This is a genomic window from Homoserinibacter sp. YIM 151385, assembly GCF_027912415.1.
Lineage (GTDB): Bacteria > Actinomycetota > Actinomycetes > Actinomycetales > Microbacteriaceae > Schumannella.
This window is the reverse complement of sequence record NZ_CP115175.1, coordinates 1,789,730-1,811,036: the sequence shown is the minus strand read 5'-3', so window position 1 is coordinate 1,811,036 and position 21,307 is coordinate 1,789,730. Positions and strand designations below refer to the sequence as shown.

28 protein-coding genes are annotated in these 21,307 nt (G+C 73.0%); 21 read left to right on the top strand and 7 right to left on the bottom strand.

Annotation, left to right across the window (positions count from 1 at the left end; all coding sequences use genetic code 11):
• Nucleotides 1-7: 7 nt before the first annotated feature.
• From OF852_RS08820 to OF852_RS08810, 3 genes are all read left to right on the top strand, one after another.
• A complete protein-coding gene (locus tag OF852_RS08820) occupies nt 8-523 on the top strand; it encodes an ArsR/SmtB family transcription factor (protein ID WP_271118796.1) in 516 nt (171 codons plus the stop codon).
• A gap of 105 nt (nt 524-628) precedes the next feature.
• Entirely contained in the window at nt 629-823 is a 195-nt protein-coding gene (locus tag OF852_RS08815) for a helix-turn-helix domain-containing protein (protein ID WP_271118795.1), read from the top strand.
• 84 nt (nt 824-907) lie between these two features.
• Nucleotides 908-1,006 carry a 30S ribosomal protein bS22 gene (locus OF852_RS08810; RefSeq protein ID WP_003792170.1) on the top strand — a complete coding sequence of 33 codons (99 nt, stop codon included), beginning with the start codon at nt 908-910 and terminating at the stop codon, nt 1,004-1,006.
• A 28-nt stretch (nt 1,007-1,034) separates the two neighbouring features.
• On the opposite strand, the gene OF852_RS08805 is transcribed toward OF852_RS08810, so the two are convergent.
• Nucleotides 1,035-1,856, bottom strand: a complete 822-nt coding sequence (locus OF852_RS08805; RefSeq protein ID WP_271118794.1) for an HAD family hydrolase — start codon at nt 1,854-1,856, stop codon at nt 1,035-1,037.
• A gap of 63 nt (nt 1,857-1,919) precedes the next feature.
• On the opposite strand from OF852_RS08805, the gene OF852_RS08800 reads away from it, so the two are divergent.
• The 5 genes from OF852_RS08800 to OF852_RS08780 all read left to right on the top strand — a co-directional run bounded on the left by OF852_RS08800 (nt 1,920) and on the right by OF852_RS08780 (nt 4,603).
• Nucleotides 1,920-2,177 carry a glutaredoxin family protein gene (locus tag OF852_RS08800; RefSeq protein ID WP_271118793.1) on the top strand — a complete coding sequence of 86 codons (258 nt, stop codon included), beginning with the start codon at nt 1,920-1,922 and terminating at the stop codon, nt 2,175-2,177.
• On the top strand, nt 2,174-2,479 hold the full coding sequence (locus tag OF852_RS08795) for a Dabb family protein (protein WP_271118792.1): 306 nt from the start codon (nt 2,174-2,176) through the stop codon (nt 2,477-2,479). The genes OF852_RS08800 and OF852_RS08795 overlap by 4 nt, the downstream gene beginning before the upstream one ends.
• Complete coding sequence (locus OF852_RS08790; RefSeq protein WP_271118791.1) at nt 2,479-3,045, top strand: hypothetical protein; 567 nt, start codon at nt 2,479-2,481, stop codon at nt 3,043-3,045. The genes OF852_RS08795 and OF852_RS08790 overlap by 1 nt, the downstream gene beginning before the upstream one ends.
• A gap of 69 nt (nt 3,046-3,114) precedes the next feature.
• The gene (locus OF852_RS08785; RefSeq protein WP_271118790.1) at nt 3,115-3,627 is read left to right on the top strand and encodes a transporter substrate-binding domain-containing protein; all 513 of its coding nucleotides are present in this window, start codon (nt 3,115-3,117) and stop codon (nt 3,625-3,627) included.
• Nucleotides 3,617-4,603 (top strand): cation diffusion facilitator family transporter, encoded by a 987-nt coding sequence (locus tag OF852_RS08780; protein WP_271118789.1) that lies wholly within the window; start codon nt 3,617-3,619, stop codon nt 4,601-4,603. The genes OF852_RS08785 and OF852_RS08780 overlap by 11 nt, the downstream gene beginning before the upstream one ends.
• 10 nt (nt 4,604-4,613) lie before the next feature.
• On the opposite strand, the gene OF852_RS08775 is transcribed toward OF852_RS08780, so the two are convergent.
• Together OF852_RS08775 and OF852_RS08770 are read right to left on the bottom strand one after the other, a co-directional pair.
• Nucleotides 4,614-5,591, bottom strand: coding sequence for a signal peptidase I (locus OF852_RS08775; RefSeq protein ID WP_271118788.1), 978 nt, complete (start codon nt 5,589-5,591; stop codon nt 4,614-4,616).
• Between the two features lie 28 nt (nt 5,592-5,619).
• Nucleotides 5,620-6,222, bottom strand: a complete 603-nt coding sequence (locus OF852_RS08770) for a hypothetical protein (protein ID WP_271118787.1) — start codon at nt 6,220-6,222, stop codon at nt 5,620-5,622.
• 116 nt (nt 6,223-6,338) lie between these two features.
• Between OF852_RS08770 and OF852_RS08765 the strand changes: the two genes are divergently transcribed.
• Both OF852_RS08765 and OF852_RS08760 read left to right on the top strand, forming a co-directional pair.
• Nucleotides 6,339-6,815: a MarR family winged helix-turn-helix transcriptional regulator gene (locus OF852_RS08765; RefSeq protein ID WP_271118786.1), complete on the top strand. Its 477-nt coding sequence runs from the start codon at nt 6,339-6,341 to the stop codon at nt 6,813-6,815.
• Between the two features lie 303 nt (nt 6,816-7,118).
• Entirely contained in the window at nt 7,119-7,625 is a 507-nt protein-coding gene (locus tag OF852_RS08760; protein WP_271118785.1) for a MarR family winged helix-turn-helix transcriptional regulator, read from the top strand.
• A gap of 46 nt (nt 7,626-7,671) precedes the next feature.
• Here OF852_RS08760 and aspS read toward each other — a convergent pair whose 3' ends face one another.
• Nucleotides 7,672-8,991, bottom strand: a complete 1,320-nt coding sequence (aspS, locus tag OF852_RS08755; RefSeq protein ID WP_271118784.1) for an aspartate--tRNA(Asn) ligase — start codon at nt 8,989-8,991, stop codon at nt 7,672-7,674.
• A 99-nt stretch (nt 8,992-9,090) separates the two neighbouring features.
• On the opposite strand from aspS, the gene OF852_RS08750 reads away from it, so the two are divergent.
• The 6 genes from OF852_RS08750 (at nt 9,091) to OF852_RS08725 (ending at nt 14,647) form a co-directional block, all read left to right on the top strand.
• The gene (locus OF852_RS08750) at nt 9,091-9,720 is read left to right on the top strand and encodes a histidine phosphatase family protein (protein WP_271118783.1); all 630 of its coding nucleotides are present in this window, start codon (nt 9,091-9,093) and stop codon (nt 9,718-9,720) included.
• Nucleotides 9,717-10,322, top strand: a complete 606-nt coding sequence (locus tag OF852_RS08745) for a TlpA family protein disulfide reductase (protein WP_271118782.1) — start codon at nt 9,717-9,719, stop codon at nt 10,320-10,322. The genes OF852_RS08750 and OF852_RS08745 overlap by 4 nt, the downstream gene beginning before the upstream one ends.
• A gap of 1 nt (nt 10,323) precedes the next feature.
• A complete protein-coding gene (locus OF852_RS08740; RefSeq protein ID WP_271118781.1) occupies nt 10,324-11,058 on the top strand; it encodes a cytochrome c biogenesis CcdA family protein in 735 nt (244 codons plus the stop codon).
• Complete coding sequence (resB, locus tag OF852_RS08735; RefSeq protein ID WP_271118780.1) at nt 11,036-12,748, top strand: cytochrome c biogenesis protein ResB; 1,713 nt, start codon at nt 11,036-11,038, stop codon at nt 12,746-12,748. Before OF852_RS08740 ends, resB begins: the two co-directional genes overlap by 23 nt.
• 27 nt (nt 12,749-12,775) lie before the next feature.
• Nucleotides 12,776-13,768, top strand: a complete 993-nt coding sequence (gene ccsB / locus OF852_RS08730) for a c-type cytochrome biogenesis protein CcsB (protein WP_271121147.1) — start codon at nt 12,776-12,778, stop codon at nt 13,766-13,768.
• Nucleotides 13,769-13,834: 66 nt separating this feature from the next.
• The gene (locus OF852_RS08725; RefSeq protein WP_271118779.1) at nt 13,835-14,647 is read left to right on the top strand and encodes an ABC transporter ATP-binding protein; all 813 of its coding nucleotides are present in this window, start codon (nt 13,835-13,837) and stop codon (nt 14,645-14,647) included.
• Between the two features lie 129 nt (nt 14,648-14,776).
• On the opposite strand, the gene OF852_RS08720 is transcribed toward OF852_RS08725, so the two are convergent.
• Together OF852_RS08720 and OF852_RS08715 are read right to left on the bottom strand one after the other, a co-directional pair.
• Nucleotides 14,777-15,196 carry a hypothetical protein gene (locus tag OF852_RS08720; RefSeq protein WP_271118778.1) on the bottom strand — a complete coding sequence of 140 codons (420 nt, stop codon included), beginning with the start codon at nt 15,194-15,196 and terminating at the stop codon, nt 14,777-14,779.
• Nucleotides 15,197-15,315: 119 nt separating this feature from the next.
• Nucleotides 15,316-16,305, bottom strand: a complete 990-nt coding sequence (locus OF852_RS08715; RefSeq protein WP_271118777.1) for an o-succinylbenzoate synthase — start codon at nt 16,303-16,305, stop codon at nt 15,316-15,318.
• A gap of 136 nt (nt 16,306-16,441) precedes the next feature.
• Between OF852_RS08715 and OF852_RS08710 the strand changes: the two genes are divergently transcribed.
• The 5 genes from OF852_RS08710 to OF852_RS08690 all read left to right on the top strand — a co-directional run bounded on the left by OF852_RS08710 (nt 16,442) and on the right by OF852_RS08690 (nt 20,995).
• The gene (locus tag OF852_RS08710) at nt 16,442-17,344 is read left to right on the top strand and encodes a hypothetical protein (protein WP_271118776.1); all 903 of its coding nucleotides are present in this window, start codon (nt 16,442-16,444) and stop codon (nt 17,342-17,344) included.
• Between the two features lie 34 nt (nt 17,345-17,378).
• The gene (locus tag OF852_RS08705; RefSeq protein WP_271118775.1) at nt 17,379-17,804 is read left to right on the top strand and encodes a hypothetical protein; all 426 of its coding nucleotides are present in this window, start codon (nt 17,379-17,381) and stop codon (nt 17,802-17,804) included.
• Entirely contained in the window at nt 17,804-18,703 is a 900-nt protein-coding gene (locus tag OF852_RS08700) for a 1,4-dihydroxy-2-naphthoyl-CoA synthase (protein ID WP_271118774.1), read from the top strand. The genes OF852_RS08705 and OF852_RS08700 overlap by 1 nt, the downstream gene beginning before the upstream one ends.
• 10 nt (nt 18,704-18,713) lie before the next feature.
• On the top strand, nt 18,714-19,859 hold the full coding sequence (locus OF852_RS08695; RefSeq protein WP_271118773.1) for an AMP-binding protein: 1,146 nt from the start codon (nt 18,714-18,716) through the stop codon (nt 19,857-19,859).
• Nucleotides 19,860-19,984: 125 nt separating this feature from the next.
• The gene (locus OF852_RS08690; protein WP_271118772.1) at nt 19,985-20,995 is read left to right on the top strand and encodes a 1,4-dihydroxy-2-naphthoate polyprenyltransferase; all 1,011 of its coding nucleotides are present in this window, start codon (nt 19,985-19,987) and stop codon (nt 20,993-20,995) included.
• Nucleotides 20,996-21,005: 10 nt separating this feature from the next.
• Here the strand turns inward: OF852_RS08690 and OF852_RS08685 are convergent, their stop codons facing one another.
• Entirely contained in the window at nt 21,006-21,242 is a 237-nt protein-coding gene (locus tag OF852_RS08685) for a DUF4229 domain-containing protein (protein ID WP_271118771.1), read from the bottom strand.
• Nucleotides 21,243-21,307 lie beyond the last annotated feature (65 nt).

Here is a 21,307-nt window from a genome sequence, read left to right as displayed (position 1 = left end):
TGTCGTCATGGCCGACATCTTCGACGTCGTCGCGGACCCCACCCGCCGCGAGCTGCTCACCCGCCTCCTCGAGGTCGCCGAGGATCCGGGCAGCGCCCGCGGCGAGATCAGCGTCGGGGAGCTGGTCGCGGCCCTCGGCATCAGCCAGCCGACCGTCTCGAAGCACCTCAAGGTGCTCCGCGAGCACGGGCTCGTGCAGGTGCGCGAGGAGGGGCAGCACCGCTACTACCGTCTCGACGGCTCCCCGCTCGGCGAGCTCGACCGGTGGATCGCGCCGTTCGCGGATCGTCTCGGCGGCCGTGCCGGCGCCGACGACCCGGCGGTCGGGGACGAGGGCGACACCGTGTACGCGGCGGCGTTCGCGGCCTGGGCGGGCGCCGAGCAGGCGGGATCGCGGCTCGGCCGCGCCGCGGCGGAGACGGCGCACACGGCCCGCAGCGTCGTGCACGACGCGCAGGAGCGCATCCAGGGCGCGCAGGAGCGGCTCCAGGAGGGCGTCGCCCGGATCACCGGCCGCAGCTGAGCACCCCCTGAGTCTTTACAGGCGCTGACGCGACCCCCTAGGGTGTCGCCTGGGCACTCCAGTCACACTGGCAACACGGCGCCCATCTTCGATCGAGGGACGGACATGGCAGGCGAGCTCGACGACGTGCGCTTCCTCACGGTCGCGGAGGTGGCCGAGATGATGCGCGTCTCGAACATGACCGTGTACCGCATGGTCAAGGCGGGCGACCTGCCGGCTATCCGATTCGGGCGCTCGTACCGCATCCCCGAGTCCGCCGTGGCGGCGATGATCCGCCTCGGGGACGCCCAGGTCGGCTGAACAGGCTAGAATCCCCAGGTTGACTTACTCGAGGTTCTGACACGGACCCGGTGGTCCGATCAGTCCGAACGAATGAGGTGAATCATGGGCTCTGTCATCAAGAAGCGCCGCAAGCGGATGGCCAAGAAGAAGCACCGCAAGCTGCTGCGCAAGACGCGTCACCAGCGTCGCAACAAGAAGTAGACCGCCTCGCGGTCGTGAGCGCCGGGCCCTACGGGGTCCGGCGCTTCTTCGTGTCCGGGCCGCCGCCGGGGTCGGTGCGCCGCGCGTCCTTCCGCACCGCCCGCGCCTCGCGCTTGACCCGCCGCTGCGCCTCGCGGATGCTCGCGGGCTTGAGCTGCAGCACGGGCCAGTCGTGCTTCGCCGCGTGGAGGCGGAGCGGGACGTCGGGGTTCACGACGACCCGGTTGCCGACGAGGGAGAGGAGCGGGATGTCGTTGCGGCTGTCGGAGTACGCCCAGCAGTCCTCGAGGCGGGCGCCGATGCGGCCGGTCAGCTCGCGCGCCGCGACCGCCTTCTGCTCGCCGTGGAGCACGTGGCCGACGAGCTTGCCGGTGTAGATCCCGTCCTCCCGCTCGACGACGGTGCCGAGGGCGCCCGTCAGCCCGAGCCGCCGGGCCATGAGCCGGCCGACCTCGATCGGGGTCGCGGAGATGAGCCACACCTCGTGGCCCTTCGCGAGGTGCTCCTGCGCGATCCCGACGGTCTCCGGCCAGAGCCGCGGGCGGATGCGGGTCTCCCAGATCTGCTCGGCGAGCGCCTCGATCTCGTCGGGGCTGTGGCCGCCGATGAGCTCGAGCGCCCGCTCCCGCGCCGAGCTGAGATGGGCGTCGTTCTCGCCCTTCGCGATGAAGCGCATCTGGTGCCAGGCGAAGGGGAGGATGTCGCGGGGCCCGATGACGCCCTCCCGCCAGGCCTCGATGCCGAGGTGGAAGAGGCTCGTGCCCCGCATGAGCGTGTTGTCGACGTCGAAGAAGGCGACGATCGGGGACGAGCTGGGGCCGCCGGGGTCGACGTCGTTCACCTCGGGCATGGTCGGGCCAGCCTAGCGGAGCGCTCCGCGCCGCCCGCGGAGCGCGCGGTCTACGCTGGAGTCGTGCCCCGCGTCACCCTCGTCGGCAAGCCCGGCTGCCACCTCTGCGACGACGCCCGCGCCGTGCTGGCCGAGGTCCTGCCGGAGTTCCCGTCCGCGCAGCTCGAGGAGCGCTCGATCCTCGACGACCCGGAGCTGCACGAGCGCTTCGTGGAGGAGATTCCGGTGGTGCTCATCGAGGAGCGCGTGCACACCATCTGGCGCGTGGATGCGGACCGCCTGCGCCGCGCGCTCACCGACGCCGAGGAGGCATCAGCATGATCAAGCACATCGTCGCCTGGACGCTGAAGACCGAGGACGCCGCGGAGCGGCAGGCGCAGATCGCCGACATCGCCGCGAGGCTCTCCCCGCTCGTCGACCTCGTGGAGGGCCTCGCGTGGCTCGAGGTGCACGCCGACCTGCACGAGACCGAGGGCAACTCGGATGTCGTCCTCGTCTCGCTCTTCGAGTCCCGCGATGCGCTCCAGGCGTACCAGGTGCATCCCGAGCACGAGGCCGCGGCCGCCGTGATCCGCGGCTACGCCGCCTCCCGCGCGGCGATCGACTTCGAGTCCGAGCACTGATGTCGCTCGACCGGCCCTCGCTGGAGTGGCTGGCGGCGTCGCCCGAGGAGCTGCGCCGCAGGCGGCTCAAGCTCCTGCCCTTCGTCGGCGTCGCGGCCGTCGTGGGCGCGGTCGTCGTGGTCGCGTTCTGGGCGCCCGGCAGCTGGACCGTGTGGGCCGGCGTCGCGCTCGGCTGCATGGTCGTGAGCATCGCGGCGCTCGTCGCAGCCCTCCCGGCCCCCGCGCGCATGATGAACCTCCGGCACCTGCTCCACGCGGAGCGCCGGCTCGTGCGCGCGGCCGTGTTCCGCGGCGGCGAGCTGCCGGGGGAGCTCGCGGCGCCGGCCCGCGACTACGCGACCGTCTACGCGCGCTACGCCCCGTGGCAGATGCTCCAGCAGGGGGCGCTGCTGTCGGGGCTCCTCGCGCTGCAGCTCTCGATCGGGGCGGACTCGGATCTCGCCTGGATCCGCACCGTCCTCATGGTGCTGCTCGCGGCATCCCTCGTGGTCCTGCTCGTGTCGCAGGGGGTCGGGGTGCTCCGGGCGCGCCGGTACCTCGCGGGGCTCAGCGCGCCCGCCGGCTGAGGGACCGGCGACCTGGGTGCCGCCTGCGCGCTCGCGGACCGCTCCGCGCCGGCGCGTAGCGTTCCCGGCATGGGTCTCAGGAGGCGCGGGATGATGCGCAGCCCGGTGCGGATCGCGACGTCGGCGCTCGCCGTCGTCGCGGCCTCGGCGCTGGCCGGCTGCGTCCCGAGCATCCCGGCCGATCCGGATGGCGCGCTGGACCGCATCCGCGAGGACGGCCTGCGCGTCGGCGTGACCGAGAGCCCCGGCTGGGTGCAGCTCGTGGAGGGCGAGGATCCGGCGGGCGCCGAGATCGACCTGGTCGCGGGCTTCGCGGAGTCGCTCGGGGTCGGGATCACGTGGCGGCAGGAGAGCGAGCAGCGTCTCGTCGAGGAGCTCGATGCGGGGGCGGTCGACCTCGTCGTGGGCGGGATCCGGCCGGACACGCCGTGGTCGGACCGGGCGAGCACGACGCAGGCCTACGTCCTCGACGACGCTCGCGGCGAGCGTCGCGAGGAGCTCGTCATGCTCGCGCCGCTCGGCGAGAACGGCCTCGTGCTCGAGCTCGACCGCTACCTCCAGGAGCACGACGATGCGCGCTGAGCCGGGCGCCCGCATCGGGCGCACGGAGCTGCCGGACGAGCAGCGCGACGCGCTGCGTCTCGCCGTCCGCCTGGAGTGGGCGAGCATCGCCTTCCTCGCCGTCACCGTCGTGATCGTCGCGCTCGTGCTCGGCAGCTCGCAGGCGATGCGGGCGGCCTGGATCGAGGACCTGCTCTCCTTCCTCCCGCCGATCGCGTTCCTCGCGGCCCGCCTCGTCGTGCGCCGCCGCCCGGATCAGCGGCATCCCTACGGCTACCACCGCGCGACGGGCATCGCGCACCTCGTCGCGGCGGTCTCGCTGCTCGTCATGGGTGCGTACCTCATCGTCGACTCCGGCTCGAAGCTGCTGGCCGCGGAGCATCCGGCGATCGGCGGGGTCACCCTCTTCGGCGAGACGATCTGGCTGGGCTGGCTCATGATCCCGGCGATGGCGCTCACGATCCCGGCGCCCGTGATCCTGGGCCGGAAGAAGATGCGCCTCGCCGAGACGCTGCACGACAAGGTGCTCTACGCCGACGCCGACATGAACAAGGCGGACTGGATGACGGCCGGCGCCGCGATCGTCGGCGTCCTCGGCATCGGCGTCGGGCTGTGGTGGGCGGATGCCGCGGCCGCGCTCGTGATCGCCGCCTCGATCGCACGGGACGGCTGGAAGAACCTCCGCCGCGCCGTGTCCGCCCTCATGGACAGCCGCGCGAAGACCTTCGACGATGCCGAGCCGCATCCGCTCGGGCGGGAGATCGACAAGACCCTCCGCGCGATCGACTGGGTCGGGGATGCCGCCTCGCGCGTGCGGGACGAGGGCCACGTCTTCCACGTGGAGTCCTTCGTGATCCCCGCGGGCGGCCGCATGCCGACGCTCGCGCAGCTGGAGGCGGCGCGCGAGCGCTGCGTCGAGCTGGACTGGAAGGTGCAGGACATGGTCATCGCCCCCGTGGCCGAGCTGCCGGAGGAGCTCAGCCGGGGCTCGAGATGATCGCCGAGCGCTAGGCGGCGCAGGTGGTCCGCCCGAATCCGAGGAAGCGGACGGTGGTGATCTTGACGCTGCCGGTGGACGCGGTGGTCCAGGTGCTGGTGAGGTCGGTGCGGATGCTCACGGTGGAGGTCCGCCAGGAGAACAGGCCCTCGGGGCTGAGGATGGTGGAGCGGGCGGCGCCGTCGACGGCGGCGCCGGGTGTGCCGTCGACGATGGTGGTGAAGCGCTCCGGTCGGGCTCCGGCATACTTCCAGCCCACGGTGACGGAGCCGTCGGCGTTGTTCGTGCAGGTCAGACCGGTCGCGGGTGTCGCCGCCGCGGTCGAGATGGTGCTCGCGGAGGCGGTGGCGGCGGAGAAGGCGGCCGCCGCGGCCGGCGCGGGGACGGCCAGGATCGCGATCACGACGGCGGTCGCCGCGACGCCGAGGGGGAGCGGTCGCGCGAGACGGCGGCGCCGGCGGTGTCGTCCTCGTCGGGGCGCGGGCTCGCCGGCGTCGCCGCCGGCGACCGCGGGGACGACCGCCACCGCCGCGAGGAGGAGGAGCCCGGCGCCGAGGGCGACGAGCGGTGCGGTGCGGTGCTCCGAGATCCAGACCGCGGGGGTGCCGATCAGCGGCACGCGGAGGTAGCCGACGCCGGAGACCGTCCCCCGGTCGATGCGGGTGGAGTCGGCGGCGACGTTGGCGTCGCCCTTGGTGATCAGCCCCCCGTCGTCGTCGATCGCGTCGAAGCGGTGCAGTCGGAGCGTTCCGGGGTGGTCGGCGTCGGGGAAGAGCAGGACCTGCCCGGGCCGCAGCTCGTGCGCCTCGACCGGCTTGCTCACGACCACGTCGCCGACCTGCAGCGCAGGCTCCATCGACCCGGTCATCACGGTCGTGCTGTGCCAGCCGAGCACCATCGGCGCCGCCGCCCAGAACGCCAGGCCGGCGATCGCCGCGAGCAGTGCCCGCGCCGCCACGACCGCGGCGAACCGTCCCCACGCCAGCATGTCCGACTCCCCTTCTCCCCGCTCCGGTCTAGGAGTTCTGGGCTTCCCAGGTGAAGCCGAGGCTCGCCGACGCTCCCATGAGCGACGCCGGTGCATCGGGCGAGACGGTGTAGGTGATCTGGAAGGTCCGCGTCTCGGCCTTCTTGCCGGCGGGCTTCCACGTGCCGATCCCGGTCGCGTAGTCGGTCCGGCTCGTCGCGAACGTCGCGAGGGAGTCGTCGAACAGGGTGCCCTCCGCGCCGGAGGCCGGCGTGAAGCCGTTGCAGGTGCCGTAGCCGCCGCCCGAGCCCTGCTTCACCCGCAGCGTGACGTGCGAGGCCAGCCCCTTGGTCTGGTGCACGTCGGTCGCGTACAGCTTCACCGCGCTCGCCAGCGACCCGGTGGAGGTGACGGCGATGCAGTTGGTCCCGGTCGACCCGGGCTTGAGGTCCTCGGCCGAGAACAGCGCACCGTTGGCGGCATCGCTGCTCAGCGCGACGGAGCCCATCGACCAGTTGCTGGCGCCATCGGAGGTGGTCGCCGAGAACGCCGAGTACGACGCGGTCGACACGGCGATGCCGGCGACCAGGAGCGCGGACGGGATCGCGGCGAAGGCGGCGATACGGGACAGGGTGCGGTTCGGGCGACGCATGACGATGGTTCCTTCAGTCGAATGTACTGCTCGAAACTCGAGCTACTTGCAGTGTATGACTCGAAGTACGTTCATGTCAATTTTCGACTCAAACGTTTATCGACTAGCATGCCCGCATGGACGAACCCGAGGATGCCGCGGAGCGGGCGGACGAGGACCGCATCCTGGATGCCGCCGTGACCGCGTTCTACAGCGCGCAGGTGGAGCACGCCCATCTGATGCAGCACCTCGCGGTCCTGCACGATCTGAATCCGGTCGACCTCCGAGCGCTGAAGTTCCTCGGCGCGGTCGACGAGGACCGGACGCCGAAGGAGCTCGGGCGGTACCTCGAGATGGGCACCGGCGCCGTCACCGCGCTGCTCGATCGCCTCGCGAAGCGCGGACTGCTCGACCGGGTCCGCAATCTCTCCGATCGCAGAAGCGTGCGGATCGAGCTGAGCGCCGAAGGATCCCAGGTCGTGGGTGCGCTGCGCGCGGCCTACCGCCGAGCGCTCTCCCAGTCCGTGCCGATCGACGCCGTGGACGTCTTCATCGCGTTCACCGAGCGCGTGTCGGTCGCCTTCCGCGACGCGAGCAGCGAGACCGGCGACTGAGCGATCCGGTCTCGGCCCGCGCCCGCCCGAGTCCGCCCGAGGGGGCGTCGGCGTCGTGACGGCCGGGAGGTCCGGATCGGAGAGAAGATGAGGGCCGCCGCTCCCCAGCGGCGGCCCTGGCAGCTCCACCCGAAGGAGCTGGCATCAGCTCCACCCGAAGGAGCTGGAGGATCAAGGAACCCGAATCCCTGACCGGCTGATTAGATTCTCTACGAAGAGAATTCGATCGGCATATTCCCCACTTCGGGGGTATGTCGCAACGACCGCCGCCGGAGTTCAATACGGAGGCGGAGGAGGACCACCATGCCCCAGAACCTCGTGCGCCGTGAAGCACTGCATCTCAACGCCGCCCCGCCGGCCAGCCCCGAAGGCGCCGCCGCCGTCCGCGAGCTCCTCCACCTCCTCGACGCACAGCGCTCCATGGCGAAAGAGGTCCTGCGGCGCCTCGACCTGAGCAGCAACGAGACCCAGGCCCTGCGCTTTCTCGCCCAGGCGCGACGCGAGCAGCGGACCGTGACGGCCAAGGAGCTGTGCACGATGCTGAACGTCACCACCGCCACGGTCACGCACGTCGTCGATCGACTCGAGGCGCTCGGCGACGTCGAACGCGTCATCAACCCCGCCGACCGCCGCGAACGCGTCATCACCGCCACCCCCGCCGGCGTCGACAAGATCACGGCCGCCTACGCCCGGTACCACCAGCACTGCGCCGACGTCTTCGGCGAGCTCGCCCCCGCCGAGGCGGCGCTCCTCGCGGAGACCTTCGCCGAGCTCGCCGCCCGCATCGAGGGCACCGCGACACGGCCCTGACACCGCGGAGGTCGTGCCGCGACCCCGAGGGGTCGAGCAGCACGCCCTAGGGCAGGAGGCGGTTCGGCCCGCGGAACAGGTAGGTCACCTCGCGGATCGAGGACTGCTCGAGGAGCAGCATGATGACGCGGGAGAGGCCCATGCCGAAGCCGCCGTGCGGCGGGACGCCGTAGCGGAAGAAGTCGAGGTAGAAGCCGAGCTCCTCCGGGTCCATGCCCTTCTCGCGGGCCTGCGCCTCGAGCACGTCGACGCGGTGCTCGCGCTGGGCGCCCGTCGAGATCTCGGTGCCGCGGAAGATGAGGTCGTAGCTCTTCGTGAGCTGCGGGTCGTCCGCGTGGCGCGCGTGGTAGAAGGGCCGGATCGAGGTGTCGTAGTCGGTGAGGAACACGAAGTCGGAGCCGTGCTCCTCCTTCGCCCACGCGGCGATCTGGCGCTCGCCCTCCGGGTCCATGTCGGCATCCTGACGGGGCACCGTGTAGCCGCGCTCGGCGACGACGCGCTTCGCCTCGGCGAGCGGGATGCGGGGGAACGGCGTCGAGGGGATGACGACCTCGAGGTCGAAGAGCGCCCGGATGTCGTCGCCGTGCTTCTCCTTCACCGCGGTGAGGCCCGCGACGATGAGCTGCTCGTGGATCGCCATGACGTCCTCGTGGTCGACCCAGCTGAGCTCCATGTCGACGCTCGTGAACTCGGTCGCGTGGCGGCTCGTGAAGCTCGGGTCGGCGCGGAAGGCGGGCGCGATCTCGAACACCTTGCCGAAGCCGGCCGGCTGCGCCATCTGCTTGAAGAACTGGGGGCTCTGGGCGAGGTAGGCCTTGTTCTCGAAGTACTCGACCTCGAAGAGCTCGGCGCGCGACTCGGAGGCGGAGGCCATGAGCTTCGGCGTGTGGATCTCGATGAAGTCGCGCTCGACCCACCAGCTGCGCAGCGCGTGCTCGAAGGTCGTCTGCACGCGCGCGATGAGCTGCTGCTCGGGGCGGCGCAGGTCGAGGAAGCGCCAGTCGAGGCGCTTGTCGATCGAGGTGTCGTCGGCGATCGGCGACTCGAGGGCGGGGGCGCCGCTCACCTCGATCGAGGCGAGCTTCACCTCGATGCCGCCCAGCTTGACGCGCTCGTCGTGCTTGAGCTCGCCCTCCACGGAGAGGAAGGTGCCGGTGCTGAGCGCCGAGATCTGCTCGGCGAGCGGGTCGGGGGTGACGCCGTCGTGGTCGACGCGCGGGTGCACGAGCTGCACCGAGCCGGACTCGTCTCGGAGGATGACGAACTGGACCTTCTTCTGATCCCTCACCGTCTCGACCCATCCCGAGACCCGGACGGGTCCGTCGGCGGAGGCGGCGAGCTGCTTGACGAGGGTGCGGTCGGTCACGGTGCCCGAGTCTAGTCGCGCGCCGGGCGCCCGCTCTCGACGCCGGCTCGCGCGGACGCCGGCGCCCGCGCCGATTTCGACGGCGCGTAGAATACGAGTGTGCCCGCCGACCGCATCCATCTCGTGCGCCATGGCGAGGTCCACAATCCGACGCGGGTCCTCTACGGCCGCCTCCCCGACTTCCACCTCTCGGAGCTGGGCGTGCGCATGGCCGAGTCCGCCGCCGCATCCTTCGAGGGGCGCCCCGTCACGGCGCTCTACTGCAGCCCCCTCGAGCGCACCCAGGAGAGCGCCGCGCCCTGGGCCGCGCGCTTCGGCCTCGAGCCCGTGCACGAGCACCGCGTCATCGAGCCCGCGAACCGCTTCGAGGGCATGAACATCCGCCGCGAGCTCCGCAACCCGGCCCGCTGGCCCTGGCTCGCCAACCCGGCACTGCCCAGCTGGGGCGAGCCGTTCGCCTCCATCGCCCGCCGCATGCTCTCGGCGCTCCGCGACGCCTGGGATCTCAGCGAGGGCGGCGAGGTCGTCATCGTCTCCCACCAGCTCCCCATCTGGATGGTCGCCCGCAGCGTGCAGGGCCGCCCGCTCGCCCACGACCCGCGCCGCCGCCGCTGCACCCTCTCGAGCATCACGAGCCTCGAGCTGCGCGGCGACCGCTTCCGGGAGGTCGACTACCAGGAACCCGCGAGAGACTTGCTGGCGCAGTCCATCGACCTGGGAGCCGTGTGAAGCGCCTCGTATCCGCCGTCGGCGCCCTCGCCGCGGCCCTCCTCCTCGCCGCGTGCACCTCCGGCGGCTCCGGCGACCTCGTCGAGAGCTACACGAAGGGGGATGCCGGGGGCGGCTACATCTCGGGCGACGGCAGCGTCGTGACGGTCGCCGTCGGCGACCGGAAGCCCGTCCAGGCCTACGCGGGCGAGCTCGACACGGGCGCGGGCTTCGACAGCGCCGAGCTCGAGGGCAGGGTCTCCCTCCTCAACTTCTGGTACGCGAACTGCCCGCCGTGCCGCACCGAGGCGCCCGACCTCGCCGAGCTCCACGAGCAGTACGAGGCCGACGAGGACGTCGTCTTCCTCGGCGTCAACGTCGAGGACTCCGCGCCGCGCGCGCTCGGCTTCGCGCGGGAGTACGGCATCCGCTACCCCTCGATCCTCGACCAGGGCGACAACGCCGTGCAGCTCGCCTTCGCCGGCACCGTCGCCCCGAACGCGGTGCCGACGACGCTCGTCCTCGACCGCGAGGGCCGCGTCGCCGCCCGCTTCAGCGGCATCATCACCGACCCCGCGCTCGTGTCGACCATCATCGACGACACGCTCGCCGAGGGCGACTGAGGTGGGCCCCGGCGACATCGTGACGAGCGGCGGGCTCCAGCTGGCGCTGCCGATCGCGCTCGCCGCCGGGCTCCTCTCCTTCCTCTCGCCCTGCGTGCTCCCGCTCGTGCCCGGCTACCTCGGCTACGTGAGCGGCGCGACCTCCGGCCGCGAGCACAGTCGCCGCCGCACGGCGCTCGGGGCGGCCCTCTTCATCGCGGGCTTCTCGATCGTGTTCTTCGGGCTGTTCATCCTCGCGGGCACGCTCGGCCGCTTCATCCTCGAGTACCAGGCGGTCCTGCTCCGCGTCGGCGGCGCGCTCGTCATCGTCATGGGGCTCGTCTTCATCGGCCAGGTCACGGTGCTGCAGCGCACCGTCAAGCCGCGCTGGCAGCCGCGCACCGGCCTCCTCGGGGCGCCGCTGCTCGGCCTCGTGTTCGCGATCGGCTGGACGCCCTGCATCAGCCCCACCCTCACCGCGATGTCGACGCTCGCGCTCTTCGGGGGCGACCCCGGCCGCGCCGCGCTCATCGCGGCCGCCTACTGCATCGGGCTCGGCATCCCCTTCGTCCTCGTGGCCCTCGGCTTCGGCTGGGTCGGGAGCTCGGTCCGATGGGTGCGCCGCCGGATCCGGCTCGTCAACATCATCGGGGGCGTGCTCCTCATCGTCGTGGGCGTGCTCATGCTGACCGGCCTGTGGCAGCTCGTCATCACCGCGATCGGAGGGTTCAGCAGTGGCTTCCAGAACCCCCTCTGACGACGGCGCCGAGCAGGGCGCGGCCGAGCAGGGCGCGGCCGCGCAGGACCCGCTGCGCCCCGACGACCACCGGGATGCGCGGCCCGCCGCCCGCGAGGACGTCGCCCAGCCGCGCCTCGGCCCGCTCGGCTACCTGCGCTTCTTCTGGCGGCAGCTGACGAGCATGCGCACCGCGCTCGTGCTGCTCCTGCTCATGGCGCTCGCCGCGATCCCCGGCTCCCTCGTGCCGCAGAACACGAGCGACCCGAACGGCGTCCGCCAGTACGAGATCGATGACCCCGAGCTCTACAAGGTGCTCGACGGCATCCAGCTCTTCGACACCTTCGGCTCGGTCTGGTTCTCGGCCATCTACCTGCTGCTGTTCATCTCGCTCATCGGCTGCATCATCCCGCGCACGCTCCACCACGCCAGGGCGCTGCGGGCGCGGCCGCCGAAGACGCCGGCACGGCTCTCGCGGCTCGTCGGGTACCAGCGGGCGACGAGCGCGGCGGATGCCGACACGGCGATCGAGGAGGCGGCCCGGCTCCTGCGCCGCGGCGGCTACCGCGTCGAGCGCTACCCCGTGCGGGGCGGGACCTCGGTCTCGGCGGAGCGCGGGTACCTCCGCGAGACCGGCAACCTCGTCTTCCACGCGGCGCTCGTCGGCGTGCTCCTCGCGGTCGGCCTCGGCCAGGGCTTCGGCTACACGGGACAGCGGGTCCTCGTGCAGGACAGCACCTTCACGAACACGCGCGCCGGCTACGACTCCTTCAACCCGGGGCGCTTCGTCGACGGCGAGGGGCTCGCGCCGTACTCGCTCCGCCTCGACGACTTCACGAGCGAGTACACGATCAACCCCGTCAACGGGAAGGTGCAGGCGGAGGACTTCGAGGTCTTCGCGTCGGTGCGCGAGCAGGGCGGCGACTGGCGCGAGGAGCGCATCAAGGTCAACCACCCGCTCGAGGTCGGCGGCACGCAGGTCTTCCTGCTCGGCAACGGCTACGCCCCCGAGATCACGGTGCGAGACCCAGACGGGAACATCGTCGACGAGGGCCCGGTCGTCTTCCGCCCGCAGGATGCGAACCTCTCGGGCCTCGGCGTCCTCAAGGTCCCCGACGGCCTCGCGGAGCAGGTCGGCCTCATCGGCTTCTTCTACCCGAGCCCCTTCGGCGAGGAGGGCGGCCCGTACACCTCCGTCTATCCGGAGGCGGGGGAGTCGAGCCTGCTCACCCTCCAGGTCTTCACGGGCGACCTCGGGCTCGACGACGGCGTGGCGCGGAACGTCTACCTCCTCGACACGAGCGAGATGACCGCCGTCGCCGGACAGGATTCGGGGACGGCGGCGCTCGAGCTGAAGCAGGGCGAGCGGGTCGAGCTGCCGGACGGCCTCGGCTCGGTCGAGTTCACCGGGCTCAAGCGCTTCGTCGCCCTCGACATCCACCACGACAGCTCCCAGACCTGGGTGCTGGTGTTCGCGCTGCTCGCGGTCGCCGGCCTCCTCACGAGCCTCTTCGTGCCGCGCCGGCGCCTGTGGGTGACGGCCGTGCCGGTGGATGCGGCGGATGCCGGTGCGGGGAGTCGCATCGAGTTCGCGGGTCTCGCCCGCGGCGACGACCCGACGCTCGAGCGGGCCGTCGAGGATCTGGCCTGGCGTCACCGGGAGCAGCTGGGCGATCCCGCCCCCGAGGCACGGGCCGAGGCCCGGGATTAGGATGACCGCGTGAACGACCTCGCCGATATGTCGCTGATCGCCGTGTACTCGGCGGCGGTCGTCTACACGCTCGCCTTCATCGTCTACACGCTCGATCTCGCGAAGCGCTCCGCCCGGCCGACGGCCGCGGTGCAAGAGCGGGAGGCGGTGCTCGCCGGTGCGGGCGCGGCCGCGGCCGGCGCGGCCGCGGCCGGCGCCTCGGATGCGCCCGGCGCGAGCGTCTCGCCCTACCGTCCCGAGCAGCGCGACGGCGGTGCGACCGGACCGGCCGACCGCCGCTACCAGCGCGTCGCCTTCGCCCTCACCGCCCTCGCCTGGGTCATCCACGCGGGCGCCGTCCTCCTCCGCGGCTTCGCCGCCGAGCGGGTCCCGTGGGCGAACATGTTCGAGTTCGCCCTCACCGGCACCGCGATCATCGCCGGCGTCTTCCTGCTCGTGCAGGTGTGGCGCGACCTCCGCTTCCTCGGCGCCTACATCACCGGCATGGTCGTGCTGCTGCTCGTGAGCGCCACCATGAACTTCTACGTCGACGTCGCGCCTCTGCCGCCCGCGCTCCAGTCGGCCTGGCTGGTCGTGCACGTGCTCGTCGCGATCCTCGCGACCGGCTTCTTCGCGGTCGGCGCGGGCCTCTCGATCGTCCAGCTGCTCCAGCACCGCCGCGACCTCGCCGGCGGCGAGACGAAGCTCGGGTTCCTGCGCACCATGCCGAGCGCGGAGACGCTCGAGACCCTCGCCAACCGCGTCATCATCGTCGGCTTCGTGTTCTGGACCTTCACCCTCATCTTCGGCGCCATCTGGGCCTCCTTCGCCTGGGGCCGCTACTGGGGATGGGACACGAAGGAGGTCTGGACCTTCGTGATCTGGGTCGTCTTCGCCGGCTACATCCACGCCCGCGCGACCCGCGGCTGGGCCGGCACCCGCTCCGCGTGGCTCGCCCTCATCGGCTTCGCCGCGGTCCTGTTCAACTTCACCGTCGTCAACCTCTTCTTCAAGGGGCTGCACGCGTACTCGGGGCTGTAGGCCGCGCCCGCCGTCGGAGGGTGCTCGACGGACGCGTCGCGAGCTCCGCCGCCTAGGCTGGAGTCGATGTCCAGCACCGTCCCGCCCCTGCCCGACCTCGTCCTCCGGCTCGACGGTGCGACCGTCGTGCGCTCCGGCCTCGCGCTCATCGACGGCGTCTCGCTCGAGGTCCGCGCGGGCGAGCACTGGGCGCTCATCGGCCCGAACGGCGCCGGCAAGTCGACGACGCTCGCGCTCTGCGGCGCGCAGGGTCACCCCACCTCCGGCACGGTCGAGATCCTGGGCGGCCGGCTCGGCCGGGTGGACGTGCAGGAGCTGCGCCGGCGCATCGGGCACGTGAACCCGCGGCACGGGATCGACGTCCCGCGTACCGTCCTCGAGGTCGTGCTCACCGGCATCACGGGCACCCTCGACCTGCCGCCGCGCTGGGAGCCGAGCGCCGCCGAGACGGCCCGCGCGCGGTCCCTCGTGCACGACCTCGGGCTCGGCGAGGTCGAGGCGTCCCGCTGGCCGACCCTCTCGCAGGGCGAGCGCGGGCGCGCGCTCATCGCCCGCGCGCTGATCGCCGAGCCGAGCCTGCTGCTCCTCGACGAGCCCTCCACGGGCCTCGATGTCGCGGCGCGCGAGCAGCTGCTCGAGACCGTCGACCGTGTCCGCCGCCTCCACCCCGAGGTCGCGTCGATCCTCGTCACCCACCACCTCGAGGAGCTGCCGGAGTCGACCACCCACGCCGCCCTCATCTCGCACGGGCGCATCACCGCATCCGGCGAGGCGGCCGGGGTCCTCACGACCGAGCTCGTCTCGGCCGCGTTCGACCACCCGATCGAGGTGCGCCACGACGCGGGCCGCTGGTCGGCGCGGTCGGTGCGCAGCAGCTGAGCTCGGCTGCGTCCCGCTGGGCCCGCAGTCGTGGCGCGGATTCAGGAGCTCTCTCGTCCGGGAGCGATTCCGGAGCACCGCGGCGTGCGCGACTCCTGAATCCGCGCCAGTGCGCGGCCGCGCCGCCGCTCAGCCGAGGAACGTCTCCAGATCGCGTCGCATGGTCGCGAGCTGCTCGAAGTCGCCGAAGGCCGCCTGCATCCGCTCCACTGCGGCGAGCAGGATGCGCCCGCCGTCGGCGTCAATCCGTCCGTGCATGCGCAGGATCAGGAACCCGAGGCCGACGATCGACATGTCGAAGGAGGGGTCGTCCTCGTCGGGATCGTCGATGACCGCGTCGCCGCCGACGTCGGCGAACTCGCGTGCGACGAGCTCGCGCAGGGTGGTGGCGGCGGTGATCGGCGGTCCGTCGAGCGCCTCGGTGATGCTGTCGGCCGCCTCGTCGCTGCCGAAGGGCCCGAGATCGTCGCCGGGCTCGTCGTAGATCGGGTCGGTGAAGTGCTGCGCGAACTCGGGGTGCGCCGGTGGCAGGGGCGATTCGTCGTCCATGCGGCGATCGTATTCGCCGCATGGCGCGGATTCAGGAGCCTCGTCGTCCGGGAGCGATTCCGGAGCACCGCGGCGTGCGCGACTCCTGAATCCGCGCCAGCGCGCCGCCGCGCCGCGGCTCAGCCGGCGAGGCGCTCGTGCACCCGGGCGAGGCGCTCGTGCCACCAGGCCGTGCGCTCGGGTGAGGCGGTGTGCCGGGCCAGCAGCTCCGCATCCGGCTCGACCCGTCGCACCTCGACGGCGCCGTCGACCGGGAGGAGCGGGGATGCCGTGACGTCGGCCGCGAGCAGCGCCGCCGTGCCGAGGCCGCAGTCGTAGTCGAGCTCGGGCAGCGCCGCGGCGAGGTGCGCGCCCATCGAGAGGCCGATGCTCGTGTCGAGGGCGCTCGAGACGATGGCCGGCAGACCCGCCTCGGCGACGAGGTCGAGCGCGCGCCGCACCCCGCCGAGCGGCTGGGCCTTCACGACGAGGAGATCGGCGGCGCCGGCCCGCGCGACCGCGAGCGGGTCCTCGGCCCGGCGGACGCTCTCGTCGGCGGCGATCGGCAGCTGCCAGTCGTGGAGACGCGCCCGCAGCTCGGCGAGCTCCTCGACGCCCGGGCACGGCTGCTCGAGGTACTCGAGGTCGAAGGGGGCGAGCTCGTGGGCGGCGCGCTCGGCCTCGTCGAGGTTCCAGCCGCCGTTCGCGTCGACGCGGATGCGGCCCTCCGGCCCCAGGACCTCGCGCGCGGCGCGCACGCGGGCGACGTCGTCAGCGAGCGTCTGCCCGCGTTCGGCGACCTTCACCTTCGCGGTGCGGCATCCCGGGAACCGCGCGAGCACCTCGGCGACCCGTGTCGCCTCGACGGCGGGCACGGTCGCATTCACGGGGATGCGGTCGCGGCGCGGCGCGGGACCGGCCGACCACCCGAAGTCGACGGCGGCGCGGAGCCAGGCCGCGGACTCCTCGTCGTCGTACTCGGCGAAGGGCGAGAACTCGCTCCAGCCCTCGGGCCCGCGCATGAGCAGCGCCTCGCGCTCGTCGATGCCGCGGAAGCGGACACGCAGGGGGAGTGCGACCACGACGGCGCCGTCGAGCAGCTCGCGCAGGTCGGGAACGTCGGCGGTCACGAGCCCAGTCTGCACCCGGTGGTGGCGCGAACTCAGGAGATCGGGCGCCGACTGCCGCCCGGCAGCGATTGCGGCCCCGGCATCTCCTGAGTCCGCGTCGCGTCTCGCCGCTAGGCTGAGCGCGAGAGGGGGACGGATGTCGGAGAATACGGGCGAGCCGGCGACGACGACGCGCACCCTCGCCGACTACCTCTCGCAGGCCTCCGGCACCGCCTGGACGCCCACCGCGCTCCCCGGCTCGACCGTGATCCCGGTCGGACGCGACTACGGGCTGACGTCGACGAGCGCCACGGCCGACGCGGCGACGGCAGCCGATCCGATCGCCCGGGCGGCCCCCCGGCAGGCCGCCGCCGAGGAGCTCCATCCGGCCGACGCGAGCGGCGTCCCCGAGGGCGCCGTCCTCGCCGAGTCCGAGGCCCCCCTCGCGGACGCCGCCGTCGCCGAGGTGCGCAAGGCGATCCCCGACCCGCAGTCCGAGCTCGCCTCGACCTCCCTCGAGCAGGTGCTCGCCGCCTCGCAGCAGGAGCTCGCGCGGCGCGAGGCCGAGCTGCTCCCCGCCGAGGTCAGGCGCGCCATGGCGGGACCGCTCGGGCAGGATGCCGGAGCCGCGGCGGGCCCCGGACCCGCGCCATGGGCGATCCCCGCCGATGCGAGCGGGGTGTCGATCCAGGCCGGCGCGCCCGCCGTGCAGCCGAGCTCCCGGCGTGCCGCCCGCGCCGCGCGCGCGGGCATCGGCCCCGACGGCCGCCCCGTGCCGGCCCCCGGCCCGCGCATCCCGCGGCAGCCCGGCCGGGGCACGCTCGGCAAGGTCTCGACCGTCTTCGCGCTCATCGGATTCGGCATCGAGATGGTGGGCATCGCGAGCAACGAGCGGGACACCTTCTTCCTCGCCTTCCTGCCGATCGCGGTGTCCTTCGTCCTCGCGCTCGTCGGCCTCGCGCGGCCCCCGCGCGGCTGGGCGGTCCTGGGCCTCGTCCTGTCGCTCGCGTGCAACCCGATCATCGTCGCGCTCATCGGCTCCTCGATCTCCGTGTCGTGACCCGCCGTTAGGCTGGGATGCGAGGAGGGCCTGCATGAGCGAGCCGATGCCGGACCGTGCCGCGGGCCTGGCCCCGAGACCGGCCCGGAGCCCCGCGCCGCGTGCCGCGCCCGACATCGAGGTGCCGCCCCCCGGTGCGCGGGATGCGGGTGCGGCGACGCGTGCACCGCGCGCACGCCGCGTCGGCTCGCCCCGGCTCCCCGGCATCCTCGCGCTCGTCCTCGCCGTCGTGCAGGCGGTGCTGGTCGGCGCGGGGGTCGAGATCGCGCTCGCGGAGCCGGTCGTCGCGACCGTCCTCGCGATCGTCGCCATGGCTGCGGGGGTCGCGGCGGTCGTGTGCGCCGTCATCGCGCTCGTGCGACGGCGCACCCGCCTCGCGGCGATCGCGGGCCTGGTGCTCGCTGTGCTCGGCAACCCCCTCGTGCTCACCTACGGACTTCGACTGCTGGGAGGACTGTGATGGTCTCGGAGCTCTTCGACGCGACGCGCTGGCGGGAGGTAGACGGCTTCGGCGAGCTCGCCGACACGACCTACCACCACGACACGACGGGCCGCATCGCCCGCATCGCCTTCGACCGGCCGGAGGTGCGGAACGCGTTCCGCCCGCGCACGGTCGACGAGCTGTACCGCGCGCTCGACGACGCCCGCGAGAACCCGCGTATCGGCGTCGTGCTCCTCACCGGCAACGGGCCGAGCCCGAAGGACGGCGGCTGGGCCTTCTCCTCGGGCGGCGACCAGCGCATCCGCGGCCGCGACGGCTACAAGTACTCGGAGGACGAGACCGCCGTCCGGGATCCGGCGCGCGCGGGCCGGCTCCACATCCTCGAGGTGCAGCGGCTCATCCGCTTCATGCCGAAGGTCGTCATCGCGCTCGTGCCCGGCTGGGCGGCGGGCGGCGGGCACTCGCTCCACGTCGTCTGCGACCTCACGATCGCGAGCCGCGAGCACGGCCGCTTCAAGCAGACGGACGCGGATGTCGGCTCCTTCGACGCGGGCTACGGCAGCGCCTACTTCGCCCGCCAGGTCGGCCAGAAGTCGGCGCGCGAGGTGTTCTTCCTCGCGGACGAGTACGACGCGCAGCGCGCCCACGAGATGGGAGCCGTGAACCGCGTCGTGCCGCACGCGGAGCTCGAGTCGACGGGTCTCGCCTGGGCCGAGACGATCCTCGGCAAGAGCCCGACGGCGATCCGGATGCTGAAGTTCGCGATGAACGCGGTCGACGACGGGATGGTCGGCCAGCAGGTCTTCGCGGGCGAGGCGACGCGCCTCGCCTACGGCACGGACGAGGCGGCGGAGGGGCGCGACGCGTTCCTCGAGAAGCGGGACCCCGACTGGGGCCCGTACCCGTGGCACTTCTGAGGTCCGGCCGATGACCCGCGAGCTGCGCGTCGTGCCGGCTGGCCCCGAGGTCCTCGAGGCGCTGCGGGCGGCGCTCGCGGGCGGGCCGGCGATCCTCGTGCGGCCCTCGGGTGCGCCGCCGGCGGAGGCCGGCCGGTCGCCCGAGCTCCCGCGCGAGGTGCCGCAGAAGGTGGCGCTCGTCGTCGAGACGAGCGGCTCGACGGGCCGCCCGAAGCGGGTCGCGATCTCGGCCGACGCCCTCCTCGCGAACGCGGCCGCCGGGCAGGCGGCGCTCGCGGCGGGGTCGCCGGGGGCCTGGGTGCTCGCGCTGCCGACCCACTACATCGCGGGGCTCAACGTGCTCGCGCGCTCGATCGCGGCCGGCATCGACCCGGCCGTCGTCGCGCCGGGGCCGTTCACGGCGAGCGCCTTCGTGCGTGCCGCGGCGCGTGTCGCCGAACCGCATCCCCTCGTCTCGCTCGTGCCGGCGCAGCTCGCGACGCTGCTCGGCGACGAGCCGGCGCGGGCAGCGCTCAGCGGCTTCGGCGCGGTGCTCGTCGGCGGCCAGGCCACCCCCGCGGCGCTCCTCGACGCGGCGCGCGAGGCCGGCATCCACGTCGTGCGCAGCTACGGCTCGAGCGAGACGAGCGGCGGCTGCGTGTACGACGGCGAGCCGATCGGCACGACGCGGATGCGGGTCGTCGACGGCGAGGTCCAGCTCGGCGGGCCGGGCATCGCGGAGGGCTACCTCGGCGATCCGGCGCTGAGCGGCGAGCGCTTCCTCGAGGAGGACGGCGTGCGCTGGTTCCGCACCGCCGACGCGGGCTCGGTGGATGCCGACGGCCGCCTCCGCGTGACCGGCCGCCGCGACGACGTCATCGTCTCGGGCGGCCTCAAGGTGGCGCTCGGCGACATCGAGCGGGTCGCGCGCGAGGAGCCCAGGCTCGTGGATGCGGTGGCGGTCGCGGTGCCGCATCCACGCTGGGGCGAGCGCGCGGTCCTCGTGACGGCAGCCCCTGAGGATGCGGAGCTCGGCGGGCGGCTCGACGCGCGCCTCGCGGCGGAGCTCGGCCCGGCCGCGCGCCCGCTGCGGATCGTGTGGGGCACCGGCATCCCCACCCTGGCCTCCGGCAAGCCCGACCGGCTCGCGCTGCACCGGCTCGCGCTCGACGGCTGATCCTTCGGGAGGGGTTTCAGGCGACGCGCCGGGCTGGAGCCCTTGGGGATCGGCGTGTCGGCCGGATCCCCTCCCGGAGAGCGCGCGGGAGGAGGCGTCGAGCGGCGCCGAATAGACTCCGGATCGTGGCAGGAGCGAAGCAGCAGCGGATCGACCCCCGAGATGCGAACCGGGCGGCCGTCGCCCGGCCGGTGCCGCCGAAGGCGCGCGCCAAGGCGGGGGCGAAGAAGAACAGCCGGCCGGCGCCGGTGAAGCCGGCGACCCCCGGCGACTGGATCCGCGGGGCCCGCCCGCAGACGCTCGCGCTCGCGATCTCGCCGGTCGCGCTCGGCTGGGCCCTCTCCACCTACTACGTCGAGGAGCTGTGGACGCACTGGCTGCGCGCCGTCCTCTGCCTCGTCATCGCCTTCGCGCTGCAGATCGGCGTGAACTTCGCGAACGACTACTCGGACGGCATCCGCGGCGTCGACGGCGCGCAGCGCCAGGGACCGCGCCGCCTCGTCGGCTCGGGGGCCGCGAAGCCGCGGACCGTGCTGACGGTCGCGTTCGTGTTCTTCGGCATCGCGGCGGCGGCGGGACTCGCGATCACGATCGTCACGCAGCACTGGTGGCTGCTCGCGGTCGGCGCGGTCGCGATCGTCGCCGCGTGGTTCTACACGGGCGGCAAGCGCCCCTACGGCTACCTCGGCCTCGGCGAGGTGGTCGTCTTCGTCTTCTTCGGGCTGGTCGCGACCGTCGGCACGGCCTTCGTGCTCTCGGGGCAGGTCCCGGCCGACGCCTGGGTGCTCGGCAGCGCGGCGGGCGCCTTCGCCTGTGCCGTGCTCATGTCGAACAACCTCCGCGACCGGGAGCGGGATGCGGTGAGCGGCAAGCGCACGCTGGCGGTGCTCCTGCCGGACATGGCCGCCCGCATCGTCTACGTCGTCCTCATGCTCGCGCCGTACGGCATCCTCGCGTACCTGTCGCTCATCTACTTCAACGTCGCCTACGCGTACTTCACGCTGCTCGGCGCGGTCCCGGCGATGATCATCGCGGTGCTCGCGAAGACGACCGCCGAGCACCTCACGGTGCTGCGCCTGACGGTGCTGACCTCGCTCGTGTGGGGCCTCGCGGTCGCGGCCGCGATCGCGTTCTAGGCGGGCGAGCTCAGACGTCCTCGGCGCGCTCGTCGCCCGCGGCGGCCTGATCGCGGGTGCGGCGCGCGGCGAGCTGCCGCGCGATCTCGTCGCGCTGCCCGCGGAAGAAGATGTACGCGATCGCGAAGCCGCAGACGGCGGCGACGATCGCGGCGATGACGAACGGCACCTGCATCAGCAGGAGGCCCGCGAAGATGACCGCGAAGAGCCCCAGGCGGATGATCGTGTATCGGACCCAGGTCGGCACCGGGCAAGTCTAGGCTCCGCCGCCTGATCGCCCGCCGGGCGCACGGCCTGCGCCCGGGCGCGTCG